The organism is Sediminibacillus terrae (assembly GCF_009602435.1).
Taxonomy (GTDB): domain Bacteria; phylum Bacillota; class Bacilli; order Bacillales; family Amphibacillaceae; genus Sediminibacillus; species Sediminibacillus terrae.
In genome coordinates this window covers 402,978-428,261 of sequence record NZ_VZDQ01000023.1, presented here as the reverse complement: position 1 = coordinate 428,261, position 25,284 = coordinate 402,978, and the positions used below count along the sequence as shown (strand labels likewise).

The window sequence follows — 25,284 nt, the reverse complement described above, 5'->3', positions numbered from 1 at the left end:
CCTACTTGGTCGGTAACATCCACACGGACCCTGTTTTCGTTTCTGCTTCCACGTAAAACGGCTCCATATCTTGTTCGTGCTTGACTTCAAAATGCAGCGAACGATTGATCATTTCTTTCTTTTCTTCGATTACTTGATAATTATTCAAATCGCAATGAATGTTTCCTATTTTGGTTTCGGCTTTGCCGTCGATGCGGAGTCGGTCCGGTAAAACCAGACGGACACTGCCGGTTGTCGTTTTGAAGAACCCTGATTTCGGTTGAAAGCCGTCCTGCCAAAGGCAACTAATACTGCCATTGACGAGCTGTGCGTCGATTTTCTCGAAGGTGCCCTCGACATTTATTTTTCCGTTGATGCTCTCCATATCCGCCACTTCCCACCGGCAATCGCTGATATTGATTGTACCGTTGGCAGTTTCTGCTTCCAGTACGGCACCCTTTCCTTCAGACAAATTGATCGAGCCGTTGGTCGATTTGATGTGTAACCGATCCACGCTTAATTTTTCACCATAAATGCTTCCATTAAACAATTTGACTACTGTTTTCCGGTAGTGCCTTTCTGGAACTTTGACGGTGATTTCCGTTTTTACCTGTTGACTTGGCAAATAAAACTGCACACGCTCCTCATCCAACTGAAAAACCGCTTCCTTATAAAACTTTTCCCGGGCTTGTTCCTGATTATCCACCTGATAGACTTTCGCATTGCACTCAATCCGGACATCGGTTTCATTCCATGGCTGAATCGTAACATTTCCGTTGGCGACATCGATATCGATGTCTTGGAAAACAGCGGAGTGATGGTGAAAAATGTGGGATACCTCGTAATACTTCCCAAAGTTAAAATCAAGATCGACATTTTTGATTTTTTGAAATGCTTCTTCGACAAAACCGAAAAAACTGGTTTTCTTACTTGCTTTTGTTTTATATTGCTGTTGACGGTTTCCCTCTTCCCAGTTCACTTTCGTGGAAACAGCGTTTTGTTGTTGTTCCGCTTGTTCGGCCTCTTCGAGCGCATCGAGCAACTCTTCTGCTTCTTCGGAACTGACCAGTCCATCTTCTACCATTTTCAAGATTTTTTTACGTTCTTCCTTCACTTTTTTCCACCTGCCTTGTTAGTTGCTAAAAAAAGCCGCTACAACTAAAACGTAAAACCTCGCTTGCAGGTACAGTTTAGTTCAGCGGCTTTTTTCCAATCCTCAATCAAAATTCCACGTGTAAAAACTTTCGTAGCCCAGCCGTTCCTTGGCAACTTCCTCCAGATCAGCTGCCGCTTCGGCACTGCCATTCATGCTGCCTAACACTCCTTGCGCCTGCGAGCGGTGCGCCATGATTGTTTTCATTTTTTGATCAAAAACGGGTTTTACATTATTTATTACGTCCGGCTCTCCGAAAAGTTTCACATGATCATGGCTTATTGCTTGTGCCCATACTTTCGGACGCTTGTCCGGATCCATCTGCTTTACCGCCTCAATCGCTGCAGCTCCCATTGCATTGTGGTCCGGGTGGACGGCATGGCCCGGATAGTGCGTAATCACCAGACTTGGTTCGATTTCTTCCAGTATGTTTTTCAAGTGTTTCGCTATTTCATCCCGGGACTCAAATTCCAGGGTCTTATCCCGATAACCGAGCATGCGCAATTCGACATCCATTACGTTGCAGGCATCGATCAGTTCTTTTCTGCGGAAATCTGACAAGGTTTCCCGATTGGCAAATGTCGGATTTCCCATGTTGCGCCCCATTTCTCCCAGGGTACCGCATAAATACGTAACCGGAACCCCTTCTTGCCTGAATTGGGTGATTGTACCAGAGGCACCGAATGCTTCGTCATCCGGGTGCGGATATATGACTACTACATGTTTTTCCAAAGCGATCATCTCTCCCTAACTAATTTTTAAACGGCTGCTCACTGATTTCCAAAGCGACCATCAGGCGTCCTTCCCGATCATGGCCCGCCATCAATAATCTATCTTGTTCATCAAGCTCCCATTGATTGACTCCTTCTGCATAAACCCATCCGTTATCCAATTTCAAGCCGACACGGTATGTACCATTGTCACCGACGATTTTCCCGTGCAGATAATTCACTTTCGCATTTCGGATAAATGCACCGACATTATAGGCATTTTCATTAAAATGGCTGGCATAGGCACCGTTGGTCGTTTCCAAATGAACATATACTTCCTTATTGGCCAGACGGTCCAGTTGCTTTTGTACTTCTTCTATATGAATAGGTTCCATTTCCCACTTTCCCTTCCTTCACCGAATACTATTTTTACCTTACCCAAAATCGGCTGAAGCGTCAAAGCATTTAGCTGATTGGACCTTCCTAATCTCTAAATATATTCGTAATACCTTACAAGGAAGCAGCATTCCAATACTCCAAGTGATGCCGATCAGAAGGAAATATATGTTTAAAACAAGCTGAAAAGGCTAGAAATGTAAGTGAAGCTTTAAAACTAGCGGTAAACATGTTGGAAGGAGTGTAACCATGGTAGTTCAACAGGAATTCCCTAAAGAAACGGGTATCGACCATAGCTTGGATTTGCTGCGGGAAGGATACATGTACATCCCGAACAGACGACACAGCTTACAGCGTAACCTGTTCGAGACTCGTTTACTCGGACAAAGAGCGATTTGTATGGGTGGTAAAGATGCAGCGGGAGTTTTTTATGACCATACGAAATTCATAAGGAGCGGTGCAGCACCGAAAAGGGTTCAAAAAACGCTGTTTGGAGAAAACGGCGTCCAAACATTGGACGGGGAAGAACACCGGCACCGGAAACAAATGTTCATGTCGCTGATGTCGAAGGAACGATTGGAACTGCTTCATGAAATCACCTACAAACACCTCGACTTAATGGCGGCGGATTGGGAAAAAAGAAACTCGATCCGTGTGTACCAAGAAGCAAAAAAACTGATGACCCGGGTGGCCTGTGAATGGGCTGGCGTTCCGCTTTGGGCTTCAGAAGTGGAAAAACGGGCAGAGGATCTAAGTACCATCATCGAATCCTCCGTTTCGATGGGTGTCCGCTATCAAAAAGGGAAAAATGCTCGAAAACGGTCGGAAAGTTGGATGATGGATTTGATCGAGCAAGTCAGAAGGCAAGAAAGAATGCCAAAGGAAGATACGGCATTATACACCATGGCTTGGCATCGGGACTTACAAGGAAATTTATTGGAACCTCGCGTAGCAGCAGTAGAGTTACTTAACATCCTCAGACCGATTGTGGCGATTGCCATCTATATAAGTTTTACAACCCTTGCCTTACATCAGTTTCCTGGTCAAGCAAGCAAACTGAAAGAAACCGGCCAGGATTACTACCGGCAATTTGTACAGGAAGTAAGACGTTACTACCCGTTTTTTCCGTTTGCCGGAGCACGTGTAAAAGAGGATTTCACATGGAATGGCTACCACTTTAAAAAGGGGACGTTGACGCTGCTTGACTTATACGGGACAAACCATGATGTTCACTTATGGGATAATCCCGATACGTTCTATCCGGAGCGTTTTACTGAATGGCAAGGAAGTCCTTTCGACTTTATTCCTCAAGGTGGAGGGGACCATTATCTCGGTCACCGCTGCGCTGGGGAATGGGTAACGATCCAAGTAATGAAGGTAGTGCTTGATTATATGGTTAATAGATTGGATTATCATGCCCCAGTGCAAGATTTAAGCTTCAGTATGGTTTCAATGCCAAGCATTCCTAAAAGCGGTATAAAGCTTACAGATGTAAAAATGTTATGATTTGCTCATAGCGTGCACATCCAACATAACAAAAGGCTGCCGGTACAAAAGCATCGACACCAAAGCAAAAAAACCGAGCGAATTCTACAAGTTCTAGTAGAATCGCTCGGTTTTTAGTTTTATGTTCCTTTTAAGCTTCTAAAGCCGCCACGTCCTGTGGCAACGCCTGACACACATCGTGTGGACCTCCGACAAGCTTAAGAACAGCCTCGGCGTGGCGTTTTTTGCCACACAGAGGGTGGGCTTAAGACCTCGAGGGGGGAGGCGCTGGAGCTGGACGTGGCTGTCTCAGTCAATCATTGTCCACATACAGTTAAATTTATCATTTTCTACACAAGCACAAAACCGTCTTTCAACCAAGACGGTTTTGTTTTCCTGTTACTTGGAACCTACTTTTTCCTGTTGCTTGACTTTATCGGCCATGCGTTGACGATCTCTTTCCAAAACCGGTTTCAGGTATTTTCCGGTATATGACTGCGGTGAGTCTGCCACTTGTTCCGGCGTACCCGTTGCAATGATCTGACCGCCACGGTCGCCGCCTTCCGGTCCAAGATCAATAATGTTGTCTGCCGCCTTGATGACATCCAGGTTATGCTCAATGATCAGCACGGTATCTCCGTTGTTGACCAACCGTTGCAGCACTTCCAACAGCCGCGATATATCATCTACATGCAAACCGGTTGTCGGCTCGTCCAAAATGTAAAAGGACTTGCCATTCGAGCGACGGTGAAGTTCGCTGGCCAGTTTGACACGCTGTGCCTCGCCGCCTGATAAGGTGGTCGCAGGCTGTCCAAGCCGGACATAGCCAAGACCGACATCGAATATGGTCTGCAGCTTGCGCTGGATTTTCGGGATGTTGGCGAAGAAATCAAGTGACTCCTCAATGGTCATGTCCAATACGTCGGCGATATTTTTTCCTTTGTACTTCACTTCCAACGTCTCGCGATTATACCGTTTCCCATGACATACTTCGCAAGGAACGTACACATCCGGCAAAAAGTGCATTTCGATTTTGATGATCCCATCGCCACGGCAGGCTTCACAGCGACCGCCTTTCACATTGAAGCTGAACCTACCTTTTTTGTAACCGCGGATTTTTGCTTCGTTCGTCTGGGCAAAAACATCACGGATATCGTCGAAAACACCAGTATAAGTCGCCGGATTGGAACGCGGGGTCCTACCTATCGGAGACTGGTCGATATCGATCACTTTATCCAAATGTTCGATTCCTTTGATTGTTTTATGTTTGCCAGGTTTTTGTTTACCCCGGTGCAGCTGCATCGAAAGGGATTTATGCAGTATTTCATTGATCAGCGTACTTTTGCCGGATCCCGAAACACCAGTGACTGCAGTAAACAACCCGAGCGGAATTTTTGCATCCACTTTTTTCAGGTTGTTTTCCTCTGCCCCGAGTACCTCAATTGCCCGATTATCCGGCTTTCGGCGTTCTTGCGGAAGCGGAATGAACTTCTTGCCGGACAAATATTGACCGGTCAAAGAGTTTTTGTCCTTCATTACCTGCTTCGGCGTACCACTAGATACGATTTGCCCGCCGTGCTCTCCGGCTCCAGGCCCGATATCGATCAACCAGTCTGCAGCATACATGGTATCTTCATCATGCTCGACCACGATCAGCGTATTGCCAAGGTCGCGCATCCGTTTCAAGGTTCCGATCAAACGATCGTTGTCACGCTGATGCAGACCAATCGATGGCTCATCCAATACATACAACACACCTGTCAGGGCAGAACCGATTTGTGTCGCCAGCCGAATCCGCTGGGCTTCCCCTCCAGACAACGTGCCGGCAGAACGGGCCAGTGTCAAATAATCGAGTCCGACATTGTTCAGGAATGTCAGTCTGTCGCAAATTTCCTTTAAAATCATCCGGGCAATCTGCTCTTCCTTCTCAGACAATTCGACTGACTCAAAAAATTGAAAAGCTTCGCTCACCGACATTTCCGTCACCTTGCCTACATGAAGCCCATTGACCAAAACAGCCAGCGCTTCGTCTTTGAGACGATAACCGTCACACTTCGGGCAAGGCTTCTGGGTCATGTATTTTTCCATTTGTTCGCGAATGAAATCGGAAGTCGTTTCCCGGTAACGACGAGCGATATTTTTCAAAACGCCTTCAAAGTAAATATCATTTTCCCTAACCCGTCCAAAATCGTTTTCATAGCGGAAATGGATTTTTTCCTTGCCGCTACCGTGCAAAATTTTGTCCAGCTGCGGTTTTGGAAGCTGTTTGACCGGAACATCCATATCAATTCCGAAATGGTTGCAGACACTTTCCAACAGCTTCGGATAGTATTGTGAACTCGTCGGTTCCCAAGCAGCAATCGCTCCTTCTCTCAAGGACAGACTTCGGTCGGGCATCACCAAATCAACATCGACCTCCAGCTGCGTGCCCAATCCATCACAGCGTTCACAAGCGCCGAACGGACTATTGAAGGAAAACAGCCGCGGCTCCAATTCTCCGATGGAAAATCCGCAGATCGGGCATGCATGATGCTCACTGAACAGTAACTCTTCTTCTCCGATAACGTCGACAATCACATTTCCGTCACCAAGTCCAAGCGCCGTTTCCAACGAGTCAGACAAACGCCCGGAGACACCTTCTTTGACAACGATCCGGTCGACAACCACTTCGATGGAATGCTTTTTGTTTTTTTCCAGTTTGATTTCATCGGTAATCTCATACATGTCACCGTCTACCCTGACCCGGATATAGCCTTCTTTTTTCAAGTCCTCCAGCACCTTCACGTGTTCCCCTTTACGGCCGGAAACGACCGGTGCCAGGATTTGCAGTTTGGTTCTTTCCGGATATTCGAGAATCCGATCCACCATTTGCTGCACCGTTTGCGATGTTATTTCTATCCCATGAATCGGACAAGTCGGATGGCCGACACGGGCAAACAACAAGCGGAGATAATCATAAATCTCCGTGACAGTTCCGACAGTGGACCGCGGGTTCTTGCTTGTTGTTTTCTGGTCGATCGAGATTGCCGGCGAAAGTCCTTCTATCGCATCGACATCCGGTTTGTCCATCTGGCCGAGAAACTGGCGGGCATAGGCCGAAAGCGACTCGACATAACGGCGCTGGCCTTCTGCATAAATCGTATCGAATGCCAGAGATGATTTACCGGATCCCGACAGGCCGGTCAACACGACCAACTGATCTTTCGGTATGTCCACATCCACGTTTTTTAAATTATGGGCGCGTGCCCCTTTAATCGTTATCGATTTTTTTGCCATTCCTAGGTCATCCTTCCGCTTTAAGTTCCAAAACCAAGTCACGCAGCTCGGCGGCCCGTTCGAAGTTCAGGTCCCTTGCCGCCTGTTTCATTTCTTTTTCCATATCCTCGATCACTTTCTCCCGTTCCTTCTTGGTCATCTCCGACAGCTTTGGTTGTTCAGATTTATACTCTTCTGTTTCTTCGGCTGCCACAGTTGCGCGGATCACATCGCGGACATCCTTTTTGATGGTCTTCGGTGTAATGCCGTGTTCTTCATTATAAGCCTGTTGTTTTACACGACGACGGTTTGTTTCATCGATTGCCTTTTCCATCGAATCAGTAACTTTATCGGCATACATGATGACACGGCCGTTTTCGTTACGTGCCGCTCTTCCCATTGTCTGAATCAGCGAGCGCTCGGAACGCAGGAAGCCTTCTTTATCCGCATCCAATATCGTCACGAGGGAAACTTCAGGAATATCGAGTCCTTCACGAAGCAGGTTGATTCCTACTAATACATCATATTTACCCACCCGCAGGTCCCGGATAATCTCGATTCTTTCCAGCGTTTTGATTTCAGAATGCAAATAAGCTACTTTGATGCCGATTTCCTTCAGGTAATCGGTTAAGTCCTCTGACATTTTTTTAGTCAGCGTGGTTACCAATACACGCTCATTTCGCTCGATCCGTTTGTTGATTTCTCCGATTAAATCGTCGATCTGCCCTTCAATCGGACGGACTTCGACTTCCGGATCCAACAAGCCGGTCGGACGGATGATTTGCTCGGTCATTTTTGGTGTATGCTCCAACTCATAAGGGCCAGGAGTCGCCGATACATAAACCATCTGGTTGATTTTCTTTTCGAATTCACTGAATGTCAGCGGACGGTTGTCCATAGCGGATGGCAACCGGAAACCATGGTCAACCAACACTTGTTTTCTCGCCTGGTCACCATTGTACATTCCGCGAATTTGCGGCAGGGTGACGTGGGACTCATCCACCACGATAAGAAAATCATCCGGGAAATAATCGATCAGCGTATATGGTGTCGATCCTGGTTCGCGGAAAGTCAAATGACGGGAATAGTTTTCGATTCCCGAACAAAAGCCCATTTCATTCATCATTTCCAAATCATAATTGGTCCGTTGTTCGATGCGCTGTGCTTCCAGCAGCTTGTTTTGGTCCTTCAACTCTTTTACCCGTTCATTAAGCTCCTGTTCGATATTTTTTATCGCTTTTTTTAAATTTTCTTCACGGGTGACGAAGTGGGAAGCCGGGAAAATCGCAATATGCTCCCGATCGCCGATAATCTCGCCGGTCAAAGCATCGACTTCCCGGATCCGGTCGATTTCGTCCCCGAAAAATTCGATGCGCAGGCAATGCTCCTCCCGGGAAGCTGGAATGATTTCCACCGAGTCACCGCGGACGCGGAACGTGCCGCGTTGGAAATCAATATCATTGCGGGCATACTGGATATCGACCAAGTCACGCAAAAGCTGATCCCGGTCTTTTTCCATTCCGGTCCGGAGCGAGAGCACCTGGCTGCGGTATTCTTCCGGAGAACCCAACCCATAGATGCATGATACGCTGGCGACAATCAGGACATCATTGCGTTCAAACAATGCAGATGTTGCCGAGTGGCGCAATTTATCGATTTCATCGTTGATGCTCGCGTCTTTTTCGATAAACGTGTCCGTCGACGGAACGTATGCTTCCGGTTGATAGTAATCATAATAACTTACGAAATACTCTACGGCATTATCCGGAAAAAATTCTTTGAATTCACTGTACAGCTGACCTGCCAGTGTTTTATTGTGCGCAATCACCAGCGTCGGGCGATTAATTTCTTTAATGACATTCGACATCGTGAACGTTTTGCCTGTCCCCGTAGCTCCAAGAAGCGTCTGATGCTTCTTCCCTTTTTTCAGACCGTCCACCAGTTCATCTATTGCTCTCGGCTGATCTCCCTCAGGCTGATACTGGGCAACAAGGTCGAATTTATTTTCCACGATCGAACCAACCTCCGTTCTTTCTATTCCTGAACTATTTTATCACATTGTATTACTATATTAACACAAAACCGAACAAACATTCGACTTATGCAGCTTTTTTCTTCTAATGAATGCCGGTTGCCGGCACGAAGACAGTTTAACACGTTCTTTTCAAGGTTTATAGAAAAATGATTGACACATGGCAGTGTTCACAAAGTAGTCATCTACAAGCATTGTAGTATTACTGGCAATTGCCTATAATCTGAGATAGGAGCGCTTATTAGCGAGAAAGGATGAAGTTTGAGAATGAAACGAATTTTATTTTTCCTTGTCATCATGCTTTTTGGTCTTGCTGCCTGCGGACAATCCGATAACAAGGGTTCTGGCGATGAAAACAGCAAACCACAACCCCTCGAAGTAGATTTGCAAGTCCCAGAACATGCAGACAGCGGTGAAGCCGTCAGCATGACCGCAAAAGTAACACAAGGTGGAGAAAATGTCGGCGATGCCGATGAAGTAGAATTTGAAATATGGCAGGAAGGCGCAAAAGACGACAGTGAAATGATAGAAGCGGAATACCAGGAAGACGGTGTCTATGGAATAGAAAAGAAATTTGACGCGGACGGTACCTTTATCGTTCAGTCCCATGTCACTGCTCGGCAAATGCATATCATGCCGAAAAAATCGATTGTTATTGGTGATGCAAAAGACGAAGATGCAGAAGAAGGACATAGCCACGGGGACGATGAAACTGCAGGAGAAGATGACAGCAACCATCATCACCAGGAGGATTTAGCTGTCGAACTCCATGCTCCGGATTCCCTGACCGTTCATGAGGAAAGCGAAGTGACGGTAAGCATCAACCAGGAGGACGAGCCGTTGACTGGCGCCAATGTCACACTGGAAATCTATCATGATCCGGAAGAGGATCCTCAATGGGTCAATTTGACAGAAGGGGACAACGGTATGTATGCCGGCAAAGTCACCTTTGCACACAGTGGTGAGCATGACATCACCATCCACGTAAAAAAAGAAGAGTTGCATACACATGAAGAGACCACACTAGGGGTGGAAGAATAAAAATATCGTGGCAACGTCCATAAGATAGAGGAGCCTTTTCTTTTGATGATTCGGCTCCTCTCTTACTTGTCGATAGGATGACGTGATTTCATAGAAGCTTCCCTGAATATCACGACCAACTACAAGACCAAACCAAGTTGTCCTCGAATAAATTCACCTATACCAAAGGCTCTACTATCCAAATGTTATAGCCGTCGGGATCGGCGATGACTGCCTCCTTCACTCCCCATTCACGGTCTATCGGTTCCTGGATAATTTGTCCACCTGCTTCTTTTATGGAAATAACCGTTTTGTTCACGTCATCTACCTCAAACTCGATCACGATACCTTTTTCCACTGGTTCCGGTTCATCGATGAGATGTAATAACACCGTGACTTTTCCGTCCCCCGTTCCAACGGAATAAAAAGCCATTCCATTCTCGACAAAGTCTTCCGGAAGATGTAAAACATCTTTGTAAAATGTCCTGGACCTATCTAAGTCCTTTACAGGGACTACGATCGTATTCAGTTTTTTGATTTTGAACTCTGCCATTCTAACCATCTCCTCTCCTTCTTCTGAAACGCTTCTACTCTACATAAATAGAATAGGGTAGACAATATGATAATGGATTCTATGAAAGTTATCCTAACACAAAATGCCAATTAATTCCTCTTCTTTGCGGGATTTTCAGCTCGTGCTGTTCCCGTTGGAATCTCCTTATCTTGCCTTCGCTATGTTTTCGCGGTTTGGTTCCAACCGGATAAAGATAAGATGAATAGAAGAACCGTATTCTTCTATTAACTGATAAGTACTAAGTAGTGGCGAAGACGTAAAATAGGGGGGCTTTTTCCTCTGAAATTGAAGGGTTCGAACCAACAACAAAAAAGGACTAAGAAATAATCCTGGTTTACATTGGCTTATCTTCCTACCAGTAATGGTAAGGGGCAAAACTGAAATCACACCAGATCACCTTGCCGGAGTGGAAAGTTGCACTTTTCATAGGAGAAGGGTAGAACGGTTTGCTTTCTGCTCATCAAAAAAAACCGAACGAATCGTTCGGTTTTTTTTTGGAAAAGGCACCTTTGTTTTATGTTGCAGTTTATTGATAACTCTGATCGTATTGGTTCACTTCAAACAAATCAATGAGTTCGATATCCTGGTGTTTATCCTGGAACCAGCGCAGTGAAAAATCGTTCTTGAACAAAGCGAGATACTCTCCCTCACGATCTTTCACAAGCAGGTTGCGCTCATCGAACATCGAACGGTCGACTTGTTCTTCCTTGAGCCAGCGCGGAATCCGCTCTCCGATCGATTCCAGCATAACCTCGACATTGTACTCGTTTTTCATCCGGTAATCGAACACTTCGTACTGCAGTTCACCGACGGCTCCGATGATATAAGATTCATCATTGACGCCTCGGAACAACTGGATGGCGCCTTCTTGAACCAACTGCTCAATGCCTTTTTTGAACTGCTTCGCCTTCATGACGTTTTTGGCGGAGACTTTTTTAAACAGTTCTGGAGGGAACTGTGGCAACTCATCATATTCAAACGACTCTTTGCCTTCTATCAACGTATCGCCGATCCGGTAAGCGTTCGGATCATAAATGCCGATAATATCCCCGGCATACGCTTCTTCCACCGTATCTCGCGAAGAGGCGACGAATTGTTGGGACTGAGCCAGTTTGATCGGCTTATCGGTCCTTGCCAGCTTGACGCTCATTCCCCGTTCGAACTTTCCGGAGCATACGCGCAGAAAGGCAACCCGGTCACGGTGCGCCGGATTCATGTTTGCCTGGATTTTGAAAACAAAACCGGAAAAATCAGGGTTATCCGGGCTGATTAATCCTTCGGTCGACTTTCGTGCTGTCGGAGCCGGTGCCATGGAAATGAAAGTATCAAAAAAAGTCTGTACGCCGAACGGGGCAAGTGCACTACCGAAAAAGATCGGAGTCTGCTCGCCTCTCAACACGGCGTCAAGCGAAAATTGATCACCTGCTTCATCCAGCAGTGCAAGCTCATCTTCCGTTTCTTTATAAGTTGCATCATTTACCAAATCAGCATATTCCGCCTTGTCGAGATCGGCATATGGTATATAGCTTTCCTCTTCATTGCCGTTAAACCGGACGAATTGCTCGCCGTGCCGGTCGAAAATCCCCAAGAATCGTTTCCCCATTCCTACCGGCCAGTTCATCGGATAGGTTTCGATATCGAGTACTTCCTCGATCTCTTCCATCAATTCAAGTGGTTCACGGCCTTCCCGGTCCAGCTTGTTGATGAAGGTAAAAATCGGAATGCCACGCATCCGGCAAACTTTGAAAAGCTTGATTGTCTGCGCCTCGATCCCTTTCGTGGCATCTATGATCATCACCACACTGTCGACCGCAGTCAACGTCCGGTACGTATCTTCACTGAAGTCCTCGTGACCAGGGGTATCCAAAATATTCACTTGATGCCCTTTGTAAGGAAAATTCATGACACTGGAGGTGACGGAAATCCCCCGCTGTTTCTCGATTTCCATCCAGTCCGATGTAGCAAATTTCCCGGACTTTTTCCCTTTGACTGTACCCGCCGACCGAATCAGGTTCCCGAATAACAAAAGCTTCTCGGTCAAGGTTGTTTTACCGGCATCGGGGTGGGAAATAATCGCAAAGGTTTTCCGCTTGTTCACTTCTTCTTTAATAGACATATAAAAATCCCTTTCATATAGATTGATTGGTATTAAGTTTCTGTACAGCAAGGGATTTATGTTTACATTGGATGATTCTCCTTTATCTAAAATGCACCTGCCATTGACAGGTGCGTCAAAATCTCTGCTTCGAGCGAACGACTCCCCTTCGGGAGAAAAATTTTTAATCCTTTACTATCATAGCTAATTTGACTGCTGTTTATCAACCAGAAAATTGCAATTCATTCACTAACCTATCGAAAGCCGCAAATTATAAACCGAACGCATCCTTGATCAACAATGCTGTTTGTGCTGCTGTCTGTTCCGAATTATCGATTCGCAGGTAAGGTTTCCGTGTCATTTCGCCTGGCTCAGAGTTCAAACGATGCTGTTCGTGCGTCAGGCGCAAATTGCTTTCTGACTGTTTCAAATCCCGTTTCGTCGGTTTTTGTGCGAGGCGGTGCGTGGATACATTGCGTTCCAACCTAGTTGACAATGGCGCTTCCAGTTCCACAAACATTATTTCTGCTCCCTCGGATTTGAACGTCTCACAGATTTTTTCGACGAAATCCCAGTCCTCCTGCTCGTCGAATGCCCACACGTAGGTGAAAATCATCCCGGGCAAATCACTTTTCGCTACCTCTTCGAAGATTTCATGACGAAACAGATTGACAAGACGCTGGAACGACTCCGAGTCAAAATCAAAAAAATGATGGACCAAATCGATAGTCATATGATTATGGAACAACTTCAATCCAGTCAATTTTTCGAGTTCCTGCCCGACGGTCATTTTCCCGACAGCTTGCGGACCGTATAACAGAATGAATTTCATGCCCTCTCCCCCTATGCTGCTGTATCGTTTTTTCTAATCCTAACACAAATCTGAAAGGATGCCTTCCACGAATTTGACGGATTTTTCTCTGCATTCCTTCATCCCACAGCTTGCTGCCTCTGTTATAATAGAGAGATGACTATGTTTTTCAACAAGGGATGAGATAGAGTTGCGAACGTTTTTTTTAGACAAACAAGACATCGTGAAAATCACCGGCGAACGTTTTTATAAAAGGGGCCGGGATTATTATCAGAAGGGCCGGGTGCATGGAATCACCTACAATCCTACGATCAATGCCTGGCGCGGCCAAGTCCGCGGAACGGAAACGTACAGTGTCCGTATTTTCTTTTTCGATGATGATGATCTGGAAGGGAGCTGTGACTGTCCGGCCTATGCGACGCATTATACCTGCAAGCACATAGCCGCCGTTTTGCTGGCAATCAGCCAGGAGTCATGGAGTAAAATCCGTACCGAGTCCGGACAGGAGGATTTCACGGCTGAACAAGCAGATTATGACTTTTCTGTGAGGATGATCGATGCATTCACCGAAAAAACGCCGAAACAAAAGCAACTGTTGCAGGTAGAATACATCCTGCAAAGCAGAGTGAATCCTCATAATTCTACGTTTTTCCTTGAAACAGAAGTGAGACTGGGCACATCCAGAACGTATGTCATCAAAGACATCCGGGAATTGTTGTCCCATATCAAAAGAGGGATTCCTTATAAAGTAACGCCTTCATTCACCTATCAGCCCGGCAGCCACGTCTTCCGGGAGCAAGATCAACCAATTATCGACCAGTTGATCGACGCCTATGACAATGAGGCTTTATACGAAAATTCTTTTTCCAATCCTATGGCTGATAAACGATCGATTATACTGCCGCCGGCTTCTGCTGGGGAAATGCTCATGCTGCTGGCTGAGGCAGACAGTTATTATCAGGTAAGAGAAGAGAAAATGCCGATCGAAGTGGAGCAAAACGTTCAGCCTGTCCGCTTCCAACTAGACAAACAGGCCGAGGAAGCCTTTCAAATCGATATTTCCGATTTGGCGAATTATATGTACTTCCAACACTATGGCTGCCTTTTTTCTGACGCAACCTTTTACCTGCTCGATAAGGAACAACATAAAATCATGGACCAGCTGTATGCCCTGCTTCCATACAGGACGGATAAACAGCAACAGATCGCCGGCAAAGAGATGAGTTCCTTCGTCAGTAATGTCGTTCCCAAACTGGAAAAAATCGGCCGGGTGCATTATGCAGAAAAAACAAAGAAGGCTATCACCACCAGTCCGCTGCGTCCGAAAGTTTATCTTGAAGAAGTTTCCGATTCGCTTCAATTAAAACTGGAATTCCATTATGGGGAAGACATCGTTTACCCTTATCAGGAAGATCGACTGGCAGAAAAGGTAATCAAACGGGAAGCCGACAAAGAATTGGCATTGATCAACTTGTTGGAAAAGGCGGAATTTGTCTATTTAAACGATATGTACCAATTGTTTAAAACCGATGCGATTTATCACTTCCTGCAGGAAACACTTCCCCAATTACGAGAAATGGCTGATGTATATGTTTCTTCCAGGGTGAAGTCTTTGATCAATACAGGCGAGCCGGTTATGTCCAGTTCTGTTGAAGTCAACCGTCTTGACGGAATGCTTGATATCCAGTTTGATGTCGAAGGAATTTCAGCCGAGGAAGTCCAGCAATTGATGCAGGCGTTAATTGAAAAACGGCGTTATTACCGAATTCCGGAAGGAGCATTGGTCTCGCTCGAAGATGAATCATTCGAGTCTTTCCGCCAGCTGGCCGACAAGCTTCAGCTTCAAAAAAGCCAGGTGGAGGACGGTAAAATCCAAGTGCCCATGGCACGCAGTTTTCAAGTTGAGGAAGCTTTGGATGATGACCATGCCGAATATGGCGAAACTTTTCAACAGTTGCTCGCCCAGCTGAAAAATCCCGGCGAACTTGATTTTCCCCTGCCGGCAAAATTGGAAGCAGAATTGCGCGATTATCAGCTGACTGGTTATCGATGGTTTAAAACGTTAAGTCACTATCATCTAGGCGGTATATTGGCAGACGATATGGGATTGGGGAAAACCATCCAGACAATCACCTATTTGTTGTCGGAAAAAGAAACCAACGGAACAATGAAAAGTATCGTAGTGGCTCCCGCCTCCCTGCTATATAACTGGCAGAAGGAGTTTGAAAAATTCGCCCCTTCTCTTCAAGTAGCGGTTATTGCCGGCACCAAACAGCAACGACGGGAAATAATCAATTCAAACAGCGCTGCCGATGTTTATGTGACCTCTTATCCACTGTTGCGTAAAGATACTGGATTCTATGAGGATACAGTCTTTGATCACTTTATATTGGACGAAGCACAGGCGATCAAAAACCATTTGACGCAAACTGCGAAAGCCACAAGGATGATTCAAGCTGGAAAACGTTTTGCCCTCAGTGGTACACCGATCGAGAATTCTTTAGAGGAGTTGTGGGCGATTTTCCATACGATTTCGCCCGGACTGTTTGTCAATAAAAAAGCGTTCCTTAACCTGGAACACGACTACATCGCCCGCATTACCCGGCCGTTCATTTTACGACGGCTAAAAACCGATGTTCTCGAGGAGCTTCCCGACAAGATTGAAACGGTGCAATACTCGGATCTTACCAAGCAGCAAAAACAGGTGTATTTGGTTTATCTTGAAAAAATGCAACAGCAGGTGGCCGAAACAATCGAGGAAAAAGGATTTGACAAAGGGAAGCTGGAAATCTTGGCCGGTCTGACAAGACTGCGTCAGATCTGTTGTCACCCCGCCCTGTTCCTCGATAACTATGATGGAAAATCAGGCAAGCTGGAACAGCTGCTGGAAACGGTACAGGAGTTGCAGCAAAGCGGCAAACGCGCGCTGGTATTTTCCCAGTTCTCATCGATGCTCGGCATCATAGAAAAAAAGTTGACAGAACAAGGAATCGACGTCTTTTGCCTCGATGGTTCCACCCCGCCTTTAAAACGGATGGAAATGGTGGATCGGTTCAATAACGGAGAAAAGACCGTGTTCCTGATTTCTCTGAAAGCAGGCGGAACCGGTTTGAATCTTACCGGCGCAGACACCGTCATCTTGTATGACTTGTGGTGGAACCCGGCGGTCGAAGAGCAGGCAGCCGGCCGTGCCCACCGGATCGGCCAGAAAAAAGTAGTCCAGGTCGTCCGATTGATAACAGAAGGTACGATTGAAGAAAAAATATTCGAGCTACAACAGAAAAAGCGCGAACTCGTTGATCAAATCATCCAGCCTGGCGAGACGATGCTATCGAAGCTGTCGGAACAGGAACTGCGCGAGCTGTTGCAGATGAAAGTATAACGATTCCCCAGGCTGGTTTAGGCCTGGGGATTTTTATATTTTTTCACTATTGATAATGAATCGAGAACCTATTTTCCTTATGACTTTCTTTTGTCCTTGGCTAGTTAGAGCAGTAGCCCTCGTTACGGAAATACCTTACGCTTTTAACGGGCGGCTGGCGAGTTTCCTCGAGCTAGCGCCATATGTACGGGATCTCAGCGAAGCCTCTCTTCCCGCAGGAAAGGTGTCTTTCGGTGGGAAGAGTAATCGCAGTCCAAGGGAAGCTGCGACAACAAGACATCGCACGAAGAAAATCGGTTTGTATTTTCTAGGAGTCTACAGGCTGGAAAGGGAGTGTTTTTCGCAATGCTGGACTTACGCTCATCTTCTATAGAACGAGTGAGAGCCTTATAAAAAGAGAATTTTCACTAGTTTGCATCAACAACTGAAATATAAAGGCAGCAAAGTGTTTGCTTCCGATATTAAAAAAGGAACCCTGAGCGGGTCCTTTTTTCACGACACGAATTTCAACCGGATTTTTCCTGTTTGCGCAAGCGGTATTCTTCTTTAGCGAACAAGATTCCGAGCTCATGCGGGTCACCCTGATACATTGCTCGTTGTAAAAAGCGAATTTCTCCCCGTTCATCCCGTACCTCTAATTTACAGAAAGCACTATTTCGCTGTAATGCACTGTAAAACTCTTGTTCATTGCTGATTTGCTGTCCATTTACCCGCTCGATTCTTTCACCGACAAGCATGCCGAGTCGATCTGCCGGTGTACCTGGAATGATGCCAAGGATCAGCAGACCCTTTTCAGAAGGATGAAAGAAAGGCTGCTCCTGCTTATCCTTTTCTCGAAAACGAAAAGAAATCCATTCCCTTCCCACCAAAGCCACTCCGAATGCAGCAAGTGAGAGAAGCGGTAAAAAGTAACTGCCGATGGCAAGACCAAAGGTGAAAAGTGCCAAAATAAGTACTGATCTGCCGATTCTTTTGGCAGCATACACGGGGTTTGTTCCTTTCACCACTTGCTCGAACCCTGTCATGAGCGGCAGGAGAACCAAGCCAAAACTTTCACCCTGGATATGTAAAAACGGCCACCAGTCCGCAAACGGCTCGATCATGCCTGATGGGACCAAGGTGAAGAACGGAATGACAGTCAGTTTTTTCAACCGATGACGGCCCACCCACTTACCACGATTTCCTTTGACCAGTTCCGGATAAGTCTCCCTGCTTGTACTTCGCAACAATAACAGGGCTTCCATTAGTAAAAAGGCTGCGAGCAGCAGGACAAGTCCGGGGAAATTCAGTGACTGCAAATCGGTCGTCAAGGGAAAATCTGTGTATTCCGCTATCATAGGGGGAGCGATCAACAAAATCAAGTAACTAAATCCAAAAGTATAAGCAGCCGATAGCAAGGTGAATCGTCCTGAAATAGAAAGCAGCACCATCATCGCCGACAATAACATGATGACAGGATAGCTGAGGACTACACCGCCACCGACAAAAGCTATCGAAAGCAGTATTCCGCCAATCAAGCTGACAGGCCATGTATGCTTAGCTTCAGAAAATGCATCGAAAATTTTCAAACCAAATTGACTTCGTTCTTGCTTGATTCTACGTGTCGAAGCCAGCAATAACAAAATTACCGACCAATACAGCAGCGGATTCAAAAACAGCTTGCCGATCCCTTTTGCCAATTCTATCAACCATGCATCCATTGCCAATCTATTCCCCTCCCCGCTCTAACCACGACGTACCGGTCAAATATAGTATGTATATTATAGCATAGGAAAATGCCCATTAGACAGCAATATTAAGAAACATCTCCTATAAACTATCAATCCAGAAACAGATCTATAAGAAAGTTTCTTATGCTGGGGTCAGTCCCCCACCTTATTAGCGCTTTACCAATCTAAACCGGCAGGGGACTGACCCCAGCGGGTGCTTATCCAAAAAAACACCCGTAGGTGATATCGCCCACGGGTGAAATCTATCTATTGAAACAGTGTTTGCAAAGCTTCTTCCTTTTGTTTATCGTTACTGCCTTCTCTGATTTTTTCTATGATATCTGCCTGTAGTTTGTTTGCTGTCTGTTCGTCGATTTTCCCTGTGCTTTCAAGACTGTTGTCGGATTGATAGCTTTGGACCGCATTTGCCGTTTCCTGGTCGTAAAGCCCGTCCTTGTTTCCAGGCTCGTAACCGAGTCCGCTCAACATGATTTGAGCATTCTTCACTTGATCATTGTTTTGATTCAATTGGAGGGGTTCCTCGACTTGCAGCGGATTCGTATAAAAGTAATCTGGCTGTTTGACTTCAATGGTAGGTTCTATCCCTTTTTCGTGTATCCAGTTCCCTTCCGGAGTCAGCCATTTGAACAATGTCATTTTGATTGTACTGCCGTCCCCCATCGGAATCGCCTGCTGAACTGTTCCTTTACCAAAACTGGTTGTACCGACTAGTTCGGCATCGCCAGCTTCTTGCATCGCACCTGCCAGTATTTCCGAAGCGGAAGCACTTCCCTCGTCAATCAGGACATTAATTGGATAACCTTTCTTTTCATCAATCTCTGAGAAGTAACGGGACTTTTCTCCATTGCGGTCTTCTATTTGCACATAAGGTGTATCTTTCGGGATGAAGTTTTTCAAGATATCCTCTACAGCTGTGAACAAGCCCCCCGGATTTCCACGGACATCGATAACCAATCCGTCGATACCCTTGTCTTCCAACTTAGCGAGCTCTTCATCGAATCGTTTCGCGGTCCCTTCTGAGAAGGAAGTAATTTCAATGATTCCTGCTGTTTTTCCATTTACTTCTTTCGTGTCGGAATAAACAGTTTCCAATGGAATATCGTCTCTTGTCAGTTCAATGTTCAAAGGATCGGAAACACCTGGGCGATTGATTTCCAAGGAAACTTTCGAACCCTGTTCTCCTCTGATTTTGGAAACCGCATCATAAAGATCCAACCCTTCTACGCTTTCCCCATCGACTTTCAAGATTTGGTCATTCGGCTTTAATCCTGCTTCTTCTGCCGGCGAATCTTTGATTGGAGCGATGACGGTGACCTTGCCTTCCACCATGCTGACTTCGGCCCCGATTCCTTCGAAAGATGACTCAATCGAATGATTGAACTCCTCGACTGTTTCCTGATCCATATACACACTGTACGGATCTTCCAGGCTGTCCATCATTCCCTGAATCGCACCCTCGATCAGCTTGCTGTCATCTACATCTTCCAGATAGCTATCCTTGATCAGGTTAAATGCCTTGTTTACTTTTGCGAGTTCCTCGCTGCCTTGCGAGTTCCCGATCAACTCCTGCTGCTGTTCTTCGCTTAAATCGGCGAACGTTCCACCATCTCCGCCTTGTTGTGCAGTGGAATCCTGTGACTGGGCAAGCTGGACACCAAAGTAAGCCCCGACACCGCCAAGCAGGAGGGCAGCCGCCATAATCGCCGCTATGTAGCGTTTTTTGAGATTCATGGTATTCACTCCAATGGATTTGATTCTATTTCTGCCAAAGTCTCTCCTTACTACTTTAACACGAAACAATCGCTGGTCGAGAAATTTTGGACAAAAAGGATGAAGATGTAAGAAAAAGGCATCACACCGTGACTGTGCGATGCCTTTTCTTAATTCAGTTATATGCGGGACTTGTCCCAAACATGCCTGTAGAAAACTTAGAAGTAACTATAAGGATTTACGGCGTTACTTTTCGAAAGATTCCAAGAACCCTTGTGCAGTTCGAAATGCAAATGCGGGCCGGTCGAATCACCGGTATTACCCATTTGACCGATTGGTTGCCCCTGGGTTACAGATTGGCCGGTTGAAACGTTGTAACTGTTTAAATGAGCATATACAGTTGTGTAAACTTGTCCATTGATATAATGGCTGATAAACACACAGTTACCGTAACTTGATGAACGATACGCCCGGATGACTACACCATTTGCTGCTGCTTTGACAGTTGTGCCGATTCCGTTTGCAATATCGATTCCGGCATGGAAAGTTCCCCAGCGCTGCCCTAAGCCAGAAGTATGTCTCCCTTTGGCCGGTATGATGAAATCACCATTACCGCTCGATTGTTGGGAGGAAGAAGCTTTGCTGCTACTGCTGCTTCCGCTTGAATTGGACGCTTCCGATTTTTTGCGTGCTTCTTCTTCTTTACGTTTTTTCTCCGCTGCCATCTGTTCCAGTTTTTGCTGCTCAGACTGCGCCTGTTGAATTGCTTTTTGAATAGCGCTTTGCTGGCTTGCAAGCAACTGTTGTTCTTCCTCTAAGGACATCTTATATTCTTCGAGTTCTTGCTGTTCGTTTTCCAACTCGGACATATAAGATTCCTTTTGCTCCATTTTTTGGTTCAAGTCGGCTTTCAGCGATTCAAGCTCCTGTTTTTGCTGCTGCAAACTGCTTTTCTTGTCTTCAAGCTCGGCTTGTTTGGTTTCCAACTGCTCTTTCTTGGAAACTACTTCTTCCTGTTTCTCTTCCAATTCGGCCTTTTCTGCCCGATGGGTTTCCATGATGTCTTTATCCTGATCCATGATTTTATTTACAGCAGTTGCCCGATTGATGAAGTCCCCGAAATTTTGGGCTCCCATCAACACTTCCAAATAGCTGATGTCTCCACCGTTTTTTTGAATAGCGCGCAAACGATTTTTCAACAAATCCTCACGCTTGGCAATCCGTTCTTTCAAGTCCTCGATATCTGCTTTCAGCTGTTCAATCTCCTGCTTTGTCTTTTCGATTTCAGCAGTCGTTTGCTCGATTTCCTGATTGGTGGTATTAATTTCTGCTTCCTTACTCGCGATTTTATCTTGAGCATCGGACAGTTCCTGATCGATTTTCTCTATTTCATTTGTTACTTGGTTCTGATTCTCTTTGTTTTCTTCAATCTTTTCTTCTGTATTGGACTTTTTGCCGCTCACTTCGCTTTTTTCGCTGTTGACATCATCTTGTTTTTCTTTCAATGAATTGATTTCATCTTTTACATTGCCAAGTTCATCTGCCTTCACCTGGCTGACACCCGGTAACACAGTGCTTAATGATAATGCAGTTATCATGAATAAATAAGCCGGTTTTTTCTTATTCATTTTCATAGTTCCCCCTGTTAACACTATTTAGCGATTGGTCTATTCATTGTTGACTAAATCCTCTGCCTACACCTTCAAGAACTTCCGTACGCTCATGACACTGCCCCAAACTCCGATGACGGCGCCGATTCCCAGTATAATCAGGGAAAGCTGCCAGGCAAACGGGTTGAAAGGCATCAATGAGACAAAATCAAATGTTATCAATTGGCTTACATTTGCGTCAAGGTAGTAATAACCTGAGATAATCACTGCTATCGGAATCACACTTCCTAGTATGCCGAGCAGCAAACCTTCGATAAAAAACGGCCAGCGGATAAATGCATTCGTTGCTCCCACGAGCTTCATGATGCCAATTTCCTTACTGCGGGCCATAATGGTGATTTTAATGGTATTGGAGATAAGGAAGATTGCTGTGAATACCAAACCGATGATCAAAGCTAATCCTATGTTTCTTGCATATTTATTGAAACGGAATAAATTCTGGACAACATCTTCTCCATAATTGACTTCCTGGATATTTTCAAATCCTTCGATTTCCGACGCTACATCAAATGTATCTAGTGGATCATCCGTTTTAATGACAAATGCGTCATTCAATGGGTTGTCCTGTTCAAACATCTCCCAGGTTTCCCCTTGTTCTCCCATACTTTCAATTAAGCCGTTTAATTCTTCCTCTTTTGAGGAATAATCTACACTAGCAACTTCCGGAATATCATCGATTTTTTGGCGGATCTCATCTACTTGCGCTTCATCTGCAGTAACTTCGACCAGTGCCTTGATTTCGACATCTTCTTCGATATTGCCGGCAACCTGGTTCAAGTTAAGCATCAATGCCAGAAATGCTCCGACCAGGATCAAAGTGGTGGTCACAGCCCCCACTGAAGCTACGGTCATCCAGCCGTTCCGGCGGATGTTTTTGGCGCCTTCACTAAGGTGTCTTCTGAATGTATTAAATTTCATAGCCGTATTCACCCCGATGTTCGTCACGTACCACTATGCCGTCTTCGATAGCAATTACGCGTTTCTTGATAGTGTTCACAATCTCTTTGCTGTGAGTGGCCATTAGAATAGTAGTTCCTGATGCATTTATTTCTTCAAGGATTTTCATGATTTCCCATGATGTTTCCGGATCCAGGTTTCCGGTCGGTTCATCAGCGATAACTAATTGAGGATGATTGACAATCGCCCTGGCGATAGCCACCCGTTGTTGTTCTCCCCCGGATAGTTCGTCGGGGATGAAGCGAGCTTTGTTTTTTAAACCCACTTGGTCTAACACTTCCATTACTCGCTTACGAATCACTTTCGGGCCTTCTTCGATTACTTCCAGTGCGAAAGCCACATTTTCGAAGATTGTCATTTTGGGGAGTAATTTGAAATCCTGGTAAACTACGCCAATGTTTCTTCTTAAGTAGGGAACCTTTTTCCACTTCAAATCATGAAGCTTGTAGTCATTCACGATGACAGTCCCTTTTGTTGGTTTTTCTTCTCTGAAGATCATTTTGATGAATGTAGACTTTCCCGCGCCGCTCGGACCGACAACATATACAAACTCACCTTGTTCAATGCGGACATCAATACCATTCAGGGCAGTGACGCCGTTCGGGTAAGTCTTGTAAACTCCCTGCATATCTATCATAAATTTATCACCTTTATCTCAATATGTTATATCTTGTTGAATTTTCTAGCTAGCCAACGCTGATTATATTGTCGAATCAGCAATTCTTTTACATTATAACATCTCTTATTGATTTTTTTAGCCCTAAAATTATTACATTTATATTTCAAAGTTAGCAATATCACAACAAATTACGCCAATAACATAGTAAACCGCCAGGAATAATGACAGTTTATAAGAATAGACTATGAAGATTGCCAGAAAAATTCAACTTCCTCCCTTTTATCGGCATCTTTCTTGTTTTGTTTAACCAAAAGACAAAAGTGCTTCCATGACCCGGAGTTTTTTTTCGTCAACAAGAGGTTGAACCCAGCCACAAAAAAAGATGCCCTCTGCTTGAGGACATCTTTTTTCTGTCACCGGTTAATTTACTTTTTTTCAGCAAGCCAGGCGGAAATTAATTCTGCATCCTTTCCTGTCGCTTGTCCGGGCGGCATGCCACCTTTGCCTTTTTCAATGATCTCCAGTATTTCTTCTTGAGAATATTTGCTGCCTATTTCCCGGAGGTCCGGTCCGATGTTTCCACTCAAGTCAGCACCGTGACACGACTGACAGCTTTTCTTGTACTCTTCTTCCGCTGCCGCAGTATCGACGGTTCCTGCTGAGTCACCTGAGTTTTCTTCCGTTTGCTTATCTTCCGACGGAGATTGTCCACCTTCCTCTGCTTGATCACCCGCGCCACATCCGTTCATGACGAAGGCTGCCGCGAGCAGAAAGAGAAACAAAATTCTTTTCAAGATTTATTCCCCCATTTACTACGTTGTCATCTACTATTATAAGCAAACTAGTGGGTTTTAAAACCCTCGCCAAGCACTTCGGTGGCATTCATGGCCACGACAAACGCATGAGGATCAATCCTTTTTACGAGTTGTGTCAATTTCGTGAATTCGTTTTGCGCAACCACGCACATGACGATCCGTCGTTCTTGTTCTGTATATCCGCCGGTTCCATTTAAAACGGTGACTCCTCTGTCGACATCTTGGAGCAAAGCCCGCCGGATATCTTCCGTATGGTCCGTAATAATCAGTACATTTTTGGACGTATTCAAACCAACCTGGACAAAATCAATCGTCCTGCTGGTAACGAACAAACCGATCAATGCATAAAGCCCTTCTTCTACAGAGAAAACGAAGGTAGCCGTCAACACAATCATCCCATCAAAAATCGGCACGCAGACACCGAGCGGGAGATGCGTGAATTTATGGAGAATTTGTGCGGCAAGATCGATTCCGCCAGTAGATGCTTTGCCACGGAAAACTATACCAAGTCCGAGACCGACTCCCATCCCGCCAAATATAGATCCGAGCAAAGGATCCGGTGTTGCGGGCGGCAGATCTCTCGTTAAAAACACGAAAAACGGCAGTACGATTGTACCGACCAATGACTTCAGGCCGAAATTTTTACCAAGAATTATTACCCCGGAAATAAACAACGGGATATTCAGCGCCCACTGGACTACTGAAGGTTCCCAGCCAAACAATGCTTTTGTTATCGTACTGATGCCCGCCACTCCACCTGATGCCACATCATGAGGCAAAAGGAAAACGTTAAAAGCGAGCGCCACAAAAAACGCTCCGATAATCACCACCGAATATTCAATTACATGAACCAGCCATTTCGGCATGGGATTCCGCCTATATTTCGCAATC

18 protein-coding genes are annotated in these 25,284 nt (G+C 45.5%); 3 read left to right on the top strand and 15 right to left on the bottom strand.

What is annotated here, in order from left to right; all coding sequences use genetic code 11:
* Position 1: 1 nt before the first annotated feature.
* The 3 genes from F6X55_RS11040 to F6X55_RS11030 form a co-directional block, all read right to left on the bottom strand.
* Entirely contained in the window at positions 2-1,093 is a 1,092-nt protein-coding gene (locus tag F6X55_RS11040) for a DUF4097 family beta strand repeat-containing protein (protein ID WP_153463239.1), read from the bottom strand.
* A gap of 102 nt (positions 1,094-1,195) precedes the next feature.
* Positions 1,196-1,864 carry a bacillithiol biosynthesis deacetylase BshB2 gene (gene bshB2, locus F6X55_RS11035; RefSeq protein ID WP_035427055.1) on the bottom strand — a complete coding sequence of 223 codons (669 nt, stop codon included), beginning with the start codon at positions 1,862-1,864 and terminating at the stop codon, positions 1,196-1,198.
* A 19-nt stretch (positions 1,865-1,883) separates the two neighbouring features.
* Complete coding sequence (locus tag F6X55_RS11030) at positions 1,884-2,237, bottom strand: YojF family protein (protein WP_153463237.1); 354 nt, start codon at positions 2,235-2,237, stop codon at positions 1,884-1,886.
* Positions 2,238-2,487: 250 nt separating this feature from the next.
* Here F6X55_RS11030 and F6X55_RS11025 point away from each other — a divergent pair, with 250 nt between their 5' ends.
* Positions 2,488-3,744 carry a CYP152 family fatty-acid peroxygenase CypC gene (locus tag F6X55_RS11025; RefSeq protein WP_153463235.1) on the top strand — a complete coding sequence of 419 codons (1,257 nt, stop codon included), beginning with the start codon at positions 2,488-2,490 and terminating at the stop codon, positions 3,742-3,744.
* Positions 3,745-4,122: 378 nt separating this feature from the next.
* Here the strand turns inward: F6X55_RS11025 and uvrA are convergent, their stop codons facing one another.
* Together uvrA and uvrB are read right to left on the bottom strand one after the other, a co-directional pair.
* Complete coding sequence (gene uvrA, locus F6X55_RS11020; RefSeq protein ID WP_153463233.1) at positions 4,123-6,999, bottom strand: excinuclease ABC subunit UvrA; 2,877 nt, start codon at positions 6,997-6,999, stop codon at positions 4,123-4,125.
* A gap of 7 nt (positions 7,000-7,006) precedes the next feature.
* A complete protein-coding gene (gene uvrB / locus F6X55_RS11015) occupies positions 7,007-8,989 on the bottom strand; it encodes an excinuclease ABC subunit UvrB (RefSeq protein ID WP_026772277.1) in 1,983 nt (660 codons plus the stop codon).
* Positions 8,990-9,277: 288 nt separating this feature from the next.
* Here uvrB and F6X55_RS11010 point away from each other — a divergent pair, with 288 nt between their 5' ends.
* Complete coding sequence (locus F6X55_RS11010; RefSeq protein WP_026570946.1) at positions 9,278-10,051, top strand: FixH family protein; 774 nt, start codon at positions 9,278-9,280, stop codon at positions 10,049-10,051.
* 157 nt (positions 10,052-10,208) lie between these two features.
* Here the strand turns inward: F6X55_RS11010 and F6X55_RS11005 are convergent, their stop codons facing one another.
* The 3 genes from F6X55_RS11005 to F6X55_RS10995 form a co-directional block, all read right to left on the bottom strand.
* Positions 10,209-10,583 (bottom strand): VOC family protein, encoded by a 375-nt coding sequence (locus tag F6X55_RS11005; RefSeq protein WP_161993074.1) that lies wholly within the window; start codon positions 10,581-10,583, stop codon positions 10,209-10,211.
* A gap of 547 nt (positions 10,584-11,130) precedes the next feature.
* Positions 11,131-12,720, bottom strand: coding sequence for a peptide chain release factor 3 (locus tag F6X55_RS11000; protein ID WP_153463229.1), 1,590 nt, complete (start codon positions 12,718-12,720; stop codon positions 11,131-11,133).
* 250 nt (positions 12,721-12,970) lie between these two features.
* Positions 12,971-13,531, bottom strand: a complete 561-nt coding sequence (locus F6X55_RS10995; RefSeq protein ID WP_153463227.1) for an AAA family ATPase — start codon at positions 13,529-13,531, stop codon at positions 12,971-12,973.
* A 169-nt stretch (positions 13,532-13,700) separates the two neighbouring features.
* On the opposite strand from F6X55_RS10995, the gene F6X55_RS10990 reads away from it, so the two are divergent.
* Positions 13,701-16,892, top strand: a complete 3,192-nt coding sequence (locus F6X55_RS10990) for a DEAD/DEAH box helicase (protein ID WP_153463225.1) — start codon at positions 13,701-13,703, stop codon at positions 16,890-16,892.
* A gap of 506 nt (positions 16,893-17,398) precedes the next feature.
* Here the strand turns inward: F6X55_RS10990 and F6X55_RS10985 are convergent.
* The 7 genes from F6X55_RS10985 to F6X55_RS10955 all read right to left on the bottom strand — a co-directional run bounded on the left by F6X55_RS10985 (position 17,399) and on the right by F6X55_RS10955 (position 25,259).
* Positions 17,399-18,592 carry a PDZ domain-containing protein gene (locus F6X55_RS10985; protein ID WP_237648650.1) on the bottom strand — a complete coding sequence of 398 codons (1,194 nt, stop codon included), beginning with the start codon at positions 18,590-18,592 and terminating at the stop codon, positions 17,399-17,401.
* A 276-nt stretch (positions 18,593-18,868) separates the two neighbouring features.
* Positions 18,869-20,353, bottom strand: coding sequence for a S41 family peptidase (locus tag F6X55_RS10980; protein WP_026570952.1), 1,485 nt, complete (start codon positions 20,351-20,353; stop codon positions 18,869-18,871).
* A gap of 197 nt (positions 20,354-20,550) precedes the next feature.
* Entirely contained in the window at positions 20,551-21,960 is a 1,410-nt protein-coding gene (locus F6X55_RS10975) for a murein hydrolase activator EnvC family protein (protein ID WP_026570953.1), read from the bottom strand.
* A gap of 66 nt (positions 21,961-22,026) precedes the next feature.
* Complete coding sequence (ftsX, locus tag F6X55_RS10970; protein WP_026570954.1) at positions 22,027-22,920, bottom strand: permease-like cell division protein FtsX; 894 nt, start codon at positions 22,918-22,920, stop codon at positions 22,027-22,029.
* Positions 22,910-23,596, bottom strand: a complete 687-nt coding sequence (gene ftsE / locus F6X55_RS10965; protein ID WP_026570955.1) for a cell division ATP-binding protein FtsE — start codon at positions 23,594-23,596, stop codon at positions 22,910-22,912. The genes ftsX and ftsE overlap by 11 nt, the downstream gene beginning before the upstream one ends.
* Before the next feature lie 407 nt (positions 23,597-24,003).
* Positions 24,004-24,372: a c-type cytochrome gene (locus tag F6X55_RS10960; protein WP_237648642.1), complete on the bottom strand. Its 369-nt coding sequence runs from the start codon at positions 24,370-24,372 to the stop codon at positions 24,004-24,006.
* Between the two features lie 47 nt (positions 24,373-24,419).
* Positions 24,420-25,259 carry a YitT family protein gene (locus F6X55_RS10955; protein ID WP_419866467.1) on the bottom strand — a complete coding sequence of 280 codons (840 nt, stop codon included), beginning with the start codon at positions 25,257-25,259 and terminating at the stop codon, positions 24,420-24,422.
* Positions 25,260-25,284: the final 25 nt, after the last annotated feature.